This is a genomic window from Vibrio kagoshimensis (assembly GCF_050337535.1).
Classification (GTDB): Bacteria; Pseudomonadota; Gammaproteobacteria; order Enterobacterales; family Vibrionaceae; genus Vibrio; species Vibrio gallaecicus.
On sequence record NZ_JAKJSZ010000023.1, the window covers coordinates 59124 to 72919 of the forward strand.

At 39.1% G+C, this 13796-nt stretch carries 11 protein-coding genes and 1 pseudogene; 3 read left to right on the top strand and 9 right to left on the bottom strand.

Features of this window, described 5'->3' with window-relative positions; genetic code table 11:
• Positions 1–55 precede the first annotated feature (55 nt).
• The 5 genes from L4C37_RS19305 to L4C37_RS19325 all read right to left on the bottom strand — a co-directional run bounded on the left by L4C37_RS19305 (position 56) and on the right by L4C37_RS19325 (position 6547).
• Positions 56–1435 carry an O-antigen ligase family protein gene (locus tag L4C37_RS19305; RefSeq protein WP_273297108.1) on the bottom strand — a complete coding sequence of 460 codons (1380 nt, stop codon included), beginning with the start codon at positions 1433–1435 and terminating at the stop codon, positions 56–58.
• Positions 1435–2967 (bottom strand): lipopolysaccharide biosynthesis protein, encoded by a 1533-nt coding sequence (locus L4C37_RS19310; protein ID WP_429769485.1) that lies wholly within the window; start codon positions 2965–2967, stop codon positions 1435–1437. The genes L4C37_RS19305 and L4C37_RS19310 overlap by 1 nt, the downstream gene beginning before the upstream one ends.
• Positions 2964–4190 carry a glycosyltransferase family 4 protein gene (locus tag L4C37_RS19315; protein ID WP_273297514.1) on the bottom strand — a complete coding sequence of 409 codons (1227 nt, stop codon included), beginning with the start codon at positions 4188–4190 and terminating at the stop codon, positions 2964–2966. The genes L4C37_RS19310 and L4C37_RS19315 overlap by 4 nt, the downstream gene beginning before the upstream one ends.
• A gap of 123 nt (positions 4191–4313) precedes the next feature.
• Positions 4314–5492, bottom strand: coding sequence for a glycosyltransferase family 4 protein (locus L4C37_RS19320; protein WP_429769487.1), 1179 nt, complete (start codon positions 5490–5492; stop codon positions 4314–4316).
• Positions 5493–5731: 239 nt separating this feature from the next.
• Positions 5732–6547, bottom strand: coding sequence for a Cof-type HAD-IIB family hydrolase (locus tag L4C37_RS19325; RefSeq protein WP_273295908.1), 816 nt, complete (start codon positions 6545–6547; stop codon positions 5732–5734).
• 204 nt (positions 6548–6751) lie between these two features.
• Between L4C37_RS19325 and queE the strand changes: the two genes are divergently transcribed.
• Together queE and queC are read left to right on the top strand one after the other, a co-directional pair.
• The gene (gene queE / locus L4C37_RS19330) at positions 6752–7402 is read left to right on the top strand and encodes a 7-carboxy-7-deazaguanine synthase QueE (protein ID WP_167494004.1); all 651 of its coding nucleotides are present in this window, start codon (positions 6752–6754) and stop codon (positions 7400–7402) included.
• A gap of 119 nt (positions 7403–7521) precedes the next feature.
• Positions 7522–8208: a 7-cyano-7-deazaguanine synthase QueC gene (gene queC, locus L4C37_RS19335; protein WP_273295909.1), complete on the top strand. Its 687-nt coding sequence runs from the start codon at positions 7522–7524 to the stop codon at positions 8206–8208.
• Here queC and L4C37_RS19340 read toward each other — a convergent pair.
• From L4C37_RS19340 to L4C37_RS19355, 4 genes are all read right to left on the bottom strand, one after another.
• A complete protein-coding gene (locus L4C37_RS19340; protein WP_429769490.1) occupies positions 8147–10162 on the bottom strand; it encodes a diguanylate cyclase domain-containing protein in 2016 nt (671 codons plus the stop codon). The two genes, queC and L4C37_RS19340, sit on opposite strands and share 62 nt — an antisense overlap.
• 160 nt (positions 10163–10322) lie before the next feature.
• Positions 10323–10673 (bottom strand): DUF2750 domain-containing protein, encoded by a 351-nt coding sequence (locus tag L4C37_RS19345; RefSeq protein WP_137372789.1) that lies wholly within the window; start codon positions 10671–10673, stop codon positions 10323–10325.
• A 137-nt stretch (positions 10674–10810) separates the two neighbouring features.
• Positions 10811–11425, bottom strand: a complete 615-nt coding sequence (locus L4C37_RS19350) for an OmpA family protein (protein WP_273295911.1) — start codon at positions 11423–11425, stop codon at positions 10811–10813.
• 3 nt (positions 11426–11428) lie between these two features.
• Entirely contained in the window at positions 11429–12739 is a 1311-nt protein-coding gene (locus L4C37_RS19355; RefSeq protein ID WP_137372791.1) for a TolC family outer membrane protein, read from the bottom strand.
• A gap of 379 nt (positions 12740–13118) precedes the next feature.
• Here L4C37_RS19355 and L4C37_RS19360 point away from each other — a divergent pair.
• Positions 13119–13796 (top strand): annotated as a pseudogene (locus L4C37_RS19360) (hypothetical protein); the annotation flags it as partial.

Consider the following 13796-nt stretch of genomic DNA (forward strand, 5'->3'; position numbering starts at 1 on the left):
TTCTTTCACGTAATGTGCCAGTTATTTAATTTTTACTTTTCAAGTGGTTATGATTTCAATCTTGTGATTTCTCATTCTGACAAGCATTTTGGCATATATGAGAGACGCATACGGTGAGCGCTGCAAGGATATAAATTGGCCAATTAAACCCCTGTGTTAAGAAAGTTCCTGAGACTATGGTTCCAATTAAACCTGCATAAACCGCATTGGCAGAAGAAATGAGATTAGCGTCGTGGGTGAGCTGTGATTGCGCTAAAGTTTGCTGTGTTTTACTAGCCGTGCGAATTAAAGAAGCAATGAGAATGATGAAAACTAACAGTCCTACAAAACCTGTTTCGGCTAAGACACCAAACCATGTACTGTGTACCGCGTGATTTAAGCCGTCCCAATGCGGGCTGTAAAAGTAGTAATTCGAATAAAAATTATTAAGTCCAACACCTGTTAGAGGGTTATCTACCGCCATTTTAAAAGCTGCCTCCCAAGCATATAAGCGACCCATGGCAGAGGCATCAACACCAGCTTCTGCAGCTCCTCCTGAAGCTCTATCGGATATTCCAGCGGCAAAATAAAGCACTATCGCACCAACGACGGAAAGAGTAAGGAGTAGTGTTTTAGACCGTATATATTTAATGGCAAATAATCCAAACACTGCCATGGAGCCTAGCAGCCCGCCACGGCTTTGTGTTGCTATGATAGCCGCAAGCAAAACAAGACAAATAACACCGCATAAGATCCGTAATAACACAGATATTCCTCGAGTGGTGGTATGACTTAAGGCAAAGGCAAGGGGGAACATCAGTACCAAGGCTAAATCGTTTGGGTCGCCTAACATTGAACCAAGATCTCGCCCAATAGTCACTCGTGTCCCTTCCACTAACCCAATCCCATTCATTGAATTGAATAGCGCAATACAACCTATCAGCAGCCCTGACAATATAATGATGAGTGAAGTTCGTCCTAAGTTTTCAGCACTATTTACAAGCCAAACAATGGCAAGAGTCATCACTATGATTTTCCAATAAATGCCTTTGAATTGTTCAATGGCAATAGGGCGATTCGAAGCAAAGATGATCCCTATAAAAACTAGCCCCCAAAATATGGCTAACCAAGTGAGTGAGTGGTGCCAATACATTTTTAATTCTTTACTAATTAACGCATGCCAAAGTAAAGCAGAAAGAGCCCCAAGAGAGAGTAATAGCGGGATTTTTAACGAGTACAAAACAGGGATCGCTTCGTGAATTCGAAAGAATGAAAAAACGACAAACATGATCACTAACCAGAATGTTTTGTTTATGACAAACAAAGCACCGAGAGGCAGAAACGAAATAACAATAGCGACCAGTGGGTGAGGTACAAGGTACCAAACCACGCCAATGGCTAAGCATAGGAGTGAAATTGAAATGATAGATGTGAGACGATTAGTTTGCGTTGTCATTATCGATCACTCCCACAATGACTGGATTCACCTGGTTGTAGAACATCATTATCTGCGCTTTTTGACATAACTTTATTGGTAACCCACTGATTCACTTCCTTTATTAACAGTGTAGGTAATAAGGAAAAAATTGGACTTAATAATGCGAGAATTGTGCAGAGCCATAGGTCTGAAACATAAAAAGCTATGTATAAAAAAATAAAGAGGCTGGTGATGTTTACGGTGAGAAGCTTTAATTGATATGGCATAAATAGCTGGCGCTGGCTAAGACAATAGATTAATACGGCTTTCAATGCTTGTGCTGCACCTAACGCAATGATTATTCCCCAAATGCCAAGCTCACTTCCTAACCCCCACATTAGACCAAGCCCAATAAGAGTAGAAGCAAAGCTGACTCTAAACTGTTGTTGGGTATTTTTATTATATAAAACGCCTATATTCACTAGTTCAGCTAACTCTTTAAACCAAGCGACTAAAAGCGTACCTACGAGTAATTGGGTAGAAATAACATAGGATTCAGGTAAAGCTAAGGAGATAAACACTTTCGCAGAGAAGGCGACAAAAATCGTTAAAGCGGTTAAGTATGAAATACCCAACTGAGTAACCAAACACGTTTTTTTTATGCCATGTTCATTGATGTACTGAAAGCGTTTGGGCATCCACCACATCCCAAATGGCTGCATAAGAATACACATGGCGAAGGAAAATTTAATGGCAACTGCGTATAGACCAAGTGTACTCAAATCGGTGTTATAGGCGAGGAAGAACCGTTCTGAACCATTAAGCCCAAACCCGACAAACGCGGTTAACATCAACGGAACGCCATAGCTTAAATGATTTTTGAAGTGAGATTTAGAAGGTAGGCGCCATTCAAATCTATTTATGAAGTGTAATGACAGAAATTGAACGCCATAAGCAATTGCACCACAAGCAAGTATGTTGACCACTGTTGGTTGAGTACTCAGTACCACTACAATCAGCCCAACTTGTAATGTGGTGGATAAGACGCTGACCATTAAAAATGTTTTTGCTTTATCTTGCATCCGAAGCCACGCGGTCGATAACCCAAGAACACCTTCTAATGATGCGCAAACTAGAAGTAAATTTAACTCGAATTGTGACACAAGGAAGTCAGTGGGAAATGGGGTTATATTAATGATCGAAAATAGCACTAGGCTTATTACAACAGCAATCATACAAGTTGAACTGTATAATTCACTCGCTCGTTTAAATTGATTGCTTGGTTGCTTTTCTGTTCCGACAAAGCGATATAAGACTTCATGCATTGCTAGGGCGATCACAATACCACTTGCGGCTCCAATGGAAGCGAGTAGATCGAGTTTACCGATTTGCTGAGGTTGTAAATAACTCGCCATAAGAGGCAGCATAATTAATGATATGCCTTTGTTTAAAACCAAGCCTAAACCATAAATGAGCATATTTGCCACAGGACTTTGTTTTTGGCTTATCGTGATTTCTTTTAAGCTCATAGCGTTTGTTGTTGAGCTCGTAGCACTTGTTCTTAAGCTCATAGTGCTTTCCCTTGTGGCTGATGCCCTAAAGTAGTCTTAACTTTAGGCGTTGAAAGGTTTTGGCAAATGTCGGCATAGCAGTATTCAGCGTGGTAGTCAGAAGCGATTTTTTTAGCTTCGATTGCTAGTGAAGCTCTTAGGGACGAGCTGTGTGTAAGCGTGTTCAAGGTGTCACGTAATGCCGTTGCACTACGAGGGGAGTACTTCATACAATTGATGCCATGAGTGAGCACTTTATCCCAGTAAGCCCCGTCTTCAGGTATGACAACACTTAACCCCGCAGCCAGTGCCTCAAGAATTGATAACCCAAAAGGTTCCTCAATACTTGTAGAGACAAATATGCCAGCTTGAGAACGAATTTGATCCAAATTTGATGGTGATTGGTAAAGTGAAACATTAGCCCAGTTTTCGGGAAGAGAACTCACTCCAATCTCTGTACTTGTCGGGCGTATATAGCAGATATCAGTTTCGATCGATTGTTTATTGTGTACCGGGTTTATGGCTTCTAACAGTACACCTAAACCTTTCCATTTTAATAACGAAGCCGCCCATAAAACTCTGGTCGATTGAAAGCTTGAAGTAGATGGCCAATTACAATGAGCAATTCCATTATTGAATGGCTGAAACTGCTCTTTATCCATTGAAAATCGAGCAAGGATTTGGTTCTGTATAGGGTCATTTGTCAAAATGAAATAATGATAAATGGCATTTTCTATAGATTGCTCGCTACTCTTTAAGTAAAACACTTTGAAGGCTTTAGTCAGGCAGTAGCCGATAGAGCGAGATTGAGCGACAGGACCATGTACTAATTGAATGATTGAATACCCAGAGAAAAAACCAGCCAAGTAAATAGCCATATCAATACCAGGACCAGAGGCCCCAACCGCATGATCAATACGTTTTACTCTTAACATAGTAACGAGAATGAAACTGAGTAAGCAAAGTTGTGCAAACCAATAGCCTAAGCCTTGTGTTTTTGTCAGAAATTTCCATTTTGGCAGTGACAAAATTCGACAGTTCGAATGTTCTGATAATTTACTCCAAGAATCGGAATCAGCACTAAGAATTGTGAATTGAGTTTTGCTGTGATGACAAGATTGAAGCATTTCTGCGGTCGCTACTTTTGAGCCTCCAGCAAACGGAATTGGGTCATACACTAAGCTATGAACCGGAGTGTGGCTCAATGTTTTACTGAATGTAAACTTATGACTGCTTATGTTCATAGCCTTATCCTCATATTTGACGGTGTACTCATTTACTCAATACTTTGTTAGCTTGTATTTGTATTTGTATTTGTATTTGTATTAATTGCTTGCTGACATTGCATGTGTTTTACGGTAGATTACCTACTTGAACGTCCAACGTAATAATGGTTTTAAACCGTGAGCGATAGGCACACAGTGGCTGCTGGGTTCATGAGTGATACGGGCGTACAAAGCTTCCAAAGCATGAGTGTTAGCCTGAATGGTTAAATGAGTAGAGGCGAGTTGGTATAGGTTTTCAGCTAACCTAGACTGTAATGAGGTATTTGAAATTAGCGCTAGCATACAACTCGCCATATCAATGATTGGGTTCTTAGGTGAGTATAAAAGCCCAGTGACATCATTTTTGATGAATTCAGGTATGCCACCGACTCGTGGAGCTATCACCGGCAATTTCGCTAAGCCGGCTTCAGCAAGTACAAGACCAAATGCTTCTTCTCTAGCACCACTGACAAAAGCATCGACTCCTCCCACAAGCCAATTAGAGACATTATGTTGTTCTCCAACGAAATGAACCTTGTCAGCTAGATTTAGCTTTAACACGAGAGTTTCTAGATTTTTCCTTTCTTCTCCTTCACCTATAATCACAAGATGAAAGTTTCCAGCAGGAGAAATGTGCTGTAACGCTTGAATGATTAGATCGACACCTTTGCGAATAATCAATGATCCCACAGTAGCGAACACAAAAGCATTTTCTGGAATGTTTAGAGTCTGTCTTACATTGATATATTGGTTGAAGTTCATACTGACACCGTTAGGTATCACAGATAATTTACTTTTAGGGTATCCATCGGATAGAAGTTCTTTACTGATGGCTTCACTAACACAAACAATGTGAGGAGACATATGCAAGCCGAGTGTAAAGCGGTCTCTAAGTTGGTAATGGCTATGAAGTTGTGTCACAAGAGGAACTCGACAAATACGGGCCGCTAAACACATCCATTGGCAAGGTGCACCACTGTTTACATGAATTAGGTCGATACCATAGGATTTGATGTAGTGGATAGCTTGTTTGACGAGATGGCACCAACTGACAGTATCAAAACGAGGAGATTGCCAACCTCCGATTAGTGGGAAGGCAGACAGTTCTGATGTGAGGCTTTGACCTTTATAGTGATGAAGCAAAGCCGGACAGTTTGTCCAAAGAAAGGGGGTATAGCGCTCTTTGTTGAGCGAGTCTATCAAGTTAATTAAGCAGACTTCACTGCCTCTGATCCAGTTATCACCGTAATGAACATAAAGTATTCGTTTTGTATTTTTCATTGTATTCCCTTACCAACGAGTGTTTTAGTTATTGGTTGTTAATATGGGAATTGCAAATCGAATGCCAAAAGGGTGCTTTATTAAGTATTTGTTTTTAAAGATTTATATTTGTTGGTGTTTACGTATCTCAAATTGAGAATCAGTTTGAGTCTTTGTTAGAAAGGGAAGAAGCGGGCTGATTGAAGTGTTATTGATAAATCGAGTCACAATCAACCGCGTCTTTTATGATAAAGCAGGAACTAAGCCATAGGCTCTAAAATGAATTTTTCAATTGCTCGGGCTACGCCATGTTCATTATTACCAGCAGTAATATAATCAGCAATTGCTTTCGTTTCGTCCATTGCATTTTCCATTGCGATACCTAAACCAGCATATTCAAGCATATGATGGTCATTTTCTGCGTCGCCCATACAGATTACTTCTTCAGCTTTAATACCTAAATGATTCGCGATAGCTTCAATACCTACACCTTTATTTGACTCAGGGTTTAAGAACTCAAGGAAGAAAGGAGCGCTCTGGACTATCGTAAATTCTTTATGCAGTTCTGGTGACAACTTACTGATGATTTCTGTTAGCTTCGATGGTTCCGCGACAATCATGGTTTTAATAATTTCGTGACTATCCTCTAAATCAGAAAAGTTGAATTCAGTGATATCTAAACCATTGATTGTTGCTTCGATTTGAGTGTATTCATTATTCTGAGGAGTAATGAGCCCGTGCTTTTTACTAAAGGCATGAACATAACCACCGAGTTCATTTGCTAGTTTTGCAATCGCTTTAGCGGCTTGACCATTACTGATCTTACTGTGAATAATTTCTTTCGTTGATACATTTTGTACCATTGATCCATTGTAGAAAAGTACGAAGTCATCAGTACCGTCTATTTCTAGTTCATCAAGCTTACTTTGCATTCCTTCTAAAGGTCGCCCCGAGGCTAATACGACTTTCACACCAGCTTTACGAGCTTTTGCAATCGCGTCTTTGTTTTCTTGAGAAATGACTTTATCACTATTTAATAGTGTGCCGTCCATATCTAGTGCTACTAACTTGTACATTGAATTACCTACCAAAGAATGAAAACTGAATAAAATCTAATGTTCGCAAGGATAAGGGAAGTTAGAAAAACAGGCTAGACGTTTGAGCATTTTGAACGCAAATATTCAATTGTTTGACCCAAAGGGTTAAGTGCTTTATCGTCTGCGGCTTAAATAACGTAATAAGATGATAGAGCTGAGGCGAAGTTGTACAAGATTAACGAAATGTTTGAAACCATCCAAGGTGAGGGTGTCTTTACCGGTGTTCCTGCGGTATTTGTGAGGTTACAAGTATGCCCGGTTGGGTGTTCATGGTGTGACACGAAACAAACGTGGGAAGCTTTAGAAAAAGACCAAACTACCTTAGGTGACATCATGTTGAAAACACAAGATTCACCAACTTGGTCGCCAATTGATGCTGCAGGTATTGTCCAAGAATACATCCGCCAAGGTTATACAGCCAATCATATTGTGATCACTGGTGGAGAACCTTGTATTTATGATCTTGTTCCTCTGACTGAAGCCTTCGAAAAAATCGGCTGTAAATGCCAGATTGAAACTAGTGGCACTTCTGAAGTAAAAGCTACGCCTAATACCTGGGTGACATTGTCACCTAAGATTGCAATGAAAGGTAAGTTACCTGTGTTAATTTCGGCACTTGTTCGTGCAAATGAAATTAAACATCCAGTAGGTACACAAAAAGATATTGATCAGCTCGACGAACTTATGTCGAAGGCTGAGCTGGCTGAAGAAACAGTTATTGCCTTACAGCCAATTAGCCAGAAGCCCCGTGCTACTCAGCTATGTATTGATACCTGTGTGAAGCGAAACTGGCGCTTATCCATTCAAACTCATAAATATTTGAGTATTGCCTAGTATTAACTATTAGTCGCTATATAAGGGCAGCCTATGCATTTAAACTTGTTCTATATACTCGATTATTATCATCTTAGTGATTAACAGCGTCTTTAACGGCTGTTTTGTAAGGATTAAACATGAAAAAAACGGTAGTTGTCTTCAGTGGAGGACAGGATTCTACAACTTGCCTTGTACAAGCATTAAAAGAATACGATGAAGTACATGCGATCACTTTTGATTATGGGCAGCGTCATAGGCTTGAAATTGAAGTCGCGCAGTCATTAGCTGCTGAACTAGGCGTAAAAGCTCATAAAGTGATGGATGTTACCTTGCTTAATGAGCTAGCAATCAGCTCTCTAACGCGAGATGACATTCCTGTTTCACACGAACTACAAGAGAATGGCTTACCTAATTCTTTCGTGCCTGGTCGTAACATCTTGTTCTTAACTCTTGCGGGTATTTATGCTTACCAGATTGGCGCTGAAAGTATCATTACCGGTGTTTGTGAAACGGATTTTTCAGGCTACCCGGATTGTCGAAATGACTTTGTTAAAGCAATGAACTCAGCTTTAGTTCAAGGGATGGATAAGGCGTTGGAAATTAAAACGCCTTTGATGTGGCTTAATAAAGCAGAAACGTGGGCTTTAGCTGATCAGTATGAATCTTTGCAGCTGATCAGAAATAAAACCCTAACTTGCTATAACGGAATTGTCGGAGATGGTTGTGGCGATTGCCCTGCATGTGAGTTACGCAAAGTAGGGCTTACGGATTACCTTGAGAATCGCTCTGAAGTGATGTCTGAACTGGTTCGAAAACAGAACTAGGTAAATCAATTGCGTCGTTGTACGCATCAATAATACAGTTACGACCATTCTTTTTAGCTTGATAAAGAGCTTGGTCGAGAACTGAATACAATACATCAAAGTCACTCAGTGCCTGTGAAGTTGAAAGGTAAGAAAAACTTGCAGTGATACTCAGTGGCTTTTTGCTTTCAGATAAAAATTTTGTTGATGAAACAGCATATTGAATTTCCTCAACTCGTTCTCTTACTTCACTTTCTTCAACATCCTTTAATAGAATGACAAATTCTTCCCCACCTAATCTACCTAGTAAATCATGTTTACCAATTCGATTTCTAATTTGCTGGCTTATATTACTGAGTGCTTGATCGCCAGTTGGATGCCCATAGTCGTCATTGATTGATTTAAATTTATCTAAATCTAAAAGAATTAAAACATGTTTTTTATTGTTTGAGTCGTGTTTAACAGTTTTAATTTTTCTTATTGCTGCCGCTCTGTTGTAAGCACTCGTGAGGGAGTCTAAAGATGATTTTTCTCTTACTCGTTTACTGGACCAAAAAGAAAAGCTAGCGGCACACAGAAGGATGATAACGATAATATTGTACATGAGCTTTTGTTGAGTCATTTTATCAATTTTCAGCTTATCGAGTTGTGCTTGACTGACTAATAACGAACTTTGCAGTTCTTTCTCGAATTTGCTTCTAGTGAGTTCCAATGCTTCCAAAGCTAAGCGATTATCGATATCTCTACTGCTAAGTTGAATCGCTGAATACTGCCTATAAAAACTAAATGCTTCTTTGTGCTGATTGGTTGCGACAGATAAATCAGTGAGCTGAAGAAGCGAATCTGCAAGGTACTTGCTTCGGTCAATTTGTTTGGATAGGTCGCTTGCCAAATGAGCATAGTAAAATGATTCTTCAAAGAGATCTTGATGCTCGAATAGATCACTAATCGCTAAGTAAGCTTCTATTCGAATTTTATTATTATCTAATTTCTCAGAGGCTGTTAAAGCTTCAACAAGGTAGTCATGTGCTGAGCTGTAGTTTTCTGCTTGGATGTGTGCTTTGCCTAAGCCCAAATTGACCAGTGCTTTACCATATATCGAGTTAGTTGCCTGTACGGCATTGTAGGCTTGTTGAAAATAAGAGATTGCTTGAGTTGGTTGCTCCATGATGATGTAAAGTTCGGCTAGGCTATGCAAAACTTGTGTTTTCATAAGGTTGGAGCTGTCTGCTCTAAGGTCTAAAGCTGTTAATAGGTACGTTTCAGAACTGTCAAATTGTTCAATCTCTTTATAAAGGTTCCCGATATCGTTATAAATGCCTGATATATCATGCCCTTTAGGGAAATTATCGATTAAAAGCATGTAACTGTTTAGAGCAGATTTATAATCACCTCTAAAGTATTGATTATTGGCAATCACACGATAGCCTAAAAAAATTTGTAATACTGGGTCCGTATTATCTTCAAAATAGCTTTGTAATGCAGAGCAATAGTAGTGAGCTTGGTGATATTTAGATTGTTCGTTAAGTGAACGGCATAAATTGTATTTGATTATCGCTTTACCAACCGAGTCATTAGCTTGTTGCATGGTGTCAGATACGGAAATAAAAAGTTCTTGTGCCTCTTTATATTGCCCACGAGCATCTAGCTTTAAAGCCTCAATAAAAGTTTCTTCTGTTACTTTATAGTTTTTATCATCAGAATTTCCGCCGTAGTATGGCTGGTTGTGTTTAATCATGAATTGGTAGAGCAAAGAGCTGATATACAATTTTTCACCTGAAGAGGGTAAGGATGCATAACGGCTTTGTAGCATATTTAATGATCGAAACTCTTCGTGTTGTGAGTTTGATAGATAAAGTGTGTTCCAATTGATGTTTGGGGTGTTGGAAGGTTCTTTAGTTGGATCTGATGACATTAGATTGGCATGAGAAGATAAACTAATTAGTGCCATTAGTATGAGAAAGGTATGTTTCATCAGAGAGTTTGCTATATAGATAAAATTATAAGGAATGACATTCTAAAGTTAAAAAATAGTCAAATCAATGGTATGTGTTTTTTTTAGATGGGAGTGTGAGTGAAGTCATTAGGGATAAAGAAAAGGCCATGCGTTACATACATGACCTTTAAGTGAATAATTAGATGTATAGTTTAGCTAAATCTGAAGGCTCAAGCTCTTTGCCTTCTAAATTAGCGTTCCAGTTTGTACCAACTAAAACACCGTCTTCAGCTAGAGTCAGTAACCAATCTTCAACAAAAATGTCTAATGGGATTTCAAGAACTTCAAAATCAGCCCATTCTTCGACGTTATGAGTAATAGCATCTTCCTTTGTAGACCAAAATGGCATTACTTCGCTTGTTTCGAATTCAGTAGAATCACATGCAAGCCATCCTTCATCATTGCGAAGACCCCATACAAGTTGAGTTTCTTTTGTTTCTGCAACAAAAAGGTCAAGGTTTGCTTGAATATCGGCGGTTAGTTTGCTCATTGATTAGTTCTCTATTTTGATAACGTGAAGAGAATAACATTATAGAAATCCAAGGTACACGTAATTAGAAATGAAGAAATAAAAAAGACTAGCAATAAATGCTAGTCTTTAATTAAAGAGGGGACGTTTTAAACAATTTATTTACTGATAGTAGTAAATATATTCCATTCTTCTTTGATATTACCTTTAAACCCGACAACCGAAGCAACAACTTTACGGTTCATTGCATGGCTGATTTTGTCTGTTCCTTTGTTCTCTAGGCCTGTGTCGCCATGACCAACAATCTCAATTCTCGAGCTCAGAATACCGTTACTGATTAATGCTCTTCTCACATTTGCAGCACGAGTTTTCGAAAGTTGTAGGTTGTGCTCTGCATTACCAGTTTTACTTGCATAGCCCTGAAGTTCGATAGAAGTAGATGAATATTGTTTTAGAAAACTAGCCATCTCACGGATTTGAGCCAAGAAAGCTGGGTTGATATCTACGGAGTTATTTGCAAACAATATTTGAAGTTGCATTTTTTCTGTAGTTTTTAAAAAAGTACCACAGCCATCATTATCAATCTCTGCCCGTGCTGGGGTATCAGGACATAAATCCCGCTCATTGATTACTCCGTCATTATCCTCATCTAAAAGATCATAGTTTCTTTCAGCGATAGGCGTCGGGACATAATCAAACTCATCACTCTCAGATGCAAATGTGCTCACAGATACTAAGAGAGCAAGTAATGGAAATATGATTCGCTTAGTCATAAATTAATATTCAACCTTTTCATTCCACTGCGCTGGTGTTTCAACCTTTAAAGCCGCTAGTAAGTTACCAGATGCATTCATTACACGATACTTTGCATATTGTTCATCATATTTTGCGTCTAAATAACCTTTACGTGCTTCGAAAAGTTCGTTTTCAGTGTTCAATAGATCTAAAAGTGTACGCTTACCTATACGGTACTGCTTCTCATAAGAAATTACGGTTTGTGAAGCCGAATCTACATGGTCAGAAAGAAACTCTTTTTGTTGAACCGTTAGGTCTAGCGCATTCCAAGATAAACGTAGACTCTCTTCTACACTCCTAAAAGTACGTTCTCGAAGATCTTTCGATTTATTTAATTGATATGCCATACTTTCTGAACGGCTAGAATCTGAACCGCCATTATATAAGTTGTAACGTAAGCGTAGCATAGCTGAGAATTCATCACTGTTGCCTTCAGTTCCGCCTGCATCATCTCGCCAAGTTTGAGCGGCTTCTACTGAAATCGTTGGGTAGTTATTGCTTTTTGACTGTTTATATTGAAATTTTGCTGAGTCTACATCTACTTGAGCAATTTTTATTACAGGATGCATTTCAAAAGCTTGAGTGAGTGCCTTTTCGATTGTGAGTGGTAGAGCGCTAGAATCTGCTCTAGGAAATACTAATCCAAGAGGTGATTGACCTACTAGTTGCTCAAATTGTATATGTGTATCGAACAAGTTGTTTTGAGCTGCAAGTAAATTACCATGCGCTTTTGCTATACGGGCTTCGACTTGAGACATATCTGCAGTTGAGCCAATTCCAGAATCAACTCGCTTTTTAATATCTCTATAAATCTCTTTATGAGTAGCCAAGTTACTTTCAGAAAGAGATAACACTTCGTATGCCTTCACTGCATCTAAATAAACTTTGGTTACTTCTAGAGCCATATCTTGAGCATCAGAAAGTAATTGGTAACGAACAGATTCTGCATCAGCGGCTGTGCGGTCAATATCATTAAGAGTATTCGAACCATCCCAAATTAACTGTGTAAGCGTCAAGGTCGCTTCTTTACGAGTTAAGTCAGTTTCATCATTATTATTTGAAGCAAGGCTAGTATGCTCATATCCAATACCCGCATCTAAATCTATGCTAGGTCTATAAGCTCCTCCAGAGGCATCATTTATATATCGCTTGCTAATATATTCGTTGTATGAACTTTTGATGCTTGGATTAGTTTCTAATGTAATAGCGACAGCCTGCTCGAGTGTTTGAGCATTAGAAGAAAGGCTTAAAGCTACCATAGAACCTAGAGTGCATTTTTGAATCCAATTCAATTTATTTCTCCGGAGCATATGTAATGTGTGAATGTTAAACAAAGATGAGTCTCACATCTGAGAATTATAACAAGGTGTCAACAAATTTACGTTTTTATTAGACCAAAAGTAGATATGTGTCACCATGCATTTGCTTGGTTTTTATCTATATTAAGACCCATTCAAGTTATTATATAAAATAATGAGTTAACTTGCTTAATATTTGTGTAACTTAATGACTTTTTGGCACATTTTTAGTTGTGTTAATGCGAATGATGAACTGTTATTTATATATTGCGCAGGCGTGAATTCTATAAGTTATAATGATATATTAACGAGATAATATTTTAGTGTCATTTCGTTGACGACATTAACGAAGCTTTCGGATTTAGAGGTTTTTATGGATATCACCGCAGTCATCGCTAGTAGTGCATTGGTTATTGGACAACGAATTGTCGTTGGTGTAGATGGCCAAATAAGAGTGTTAAAAGATGGCGAGCCATTACTCAATGGTGACGTTGTTCTCGAAACATCGGATGAATCTAATCAACCTATAGTTAAGGTGAATCGATTTGTTGACGACAATGAACTCGATATAACTGACGATATTGCAAATATCTTTGCGGCTTTAGAGCAAGGTGAAGACCCAACTCAACTAAATGATGAGTTTGCTACAGCAGCAGGTACCAGTGGCGGTTCAAGCTTGGTTGCTGGTGGAAGTATAGAAAGAGATGGCACTGAAATAATTGCACAAACGGAGTTCCTAACTGAAGGGTTTGTTTCTATAGGCTTATCTGAGACTCAAAGCCTGGGTTTGATCGAAGCTTTTCAGGCTCTAGATTCGACATTAGACACAACAGCACCCGATGCACCAGCATTGACACTTGATACRGAYTCAGGCTCAGCGGCGGATGACTTCTTAACCAACGACGGYMGCTTCACMGTYGGCGGYACAGAAGATGGCGCGACAGTCGAATACCTTGTSGACGGAAACTGGACGACAACGGCKCCAGTACCAACGGAAGGTGACAACACGATCACCGTTCGTCAAACCGACGCAGCGGGTAATACCTCAGGC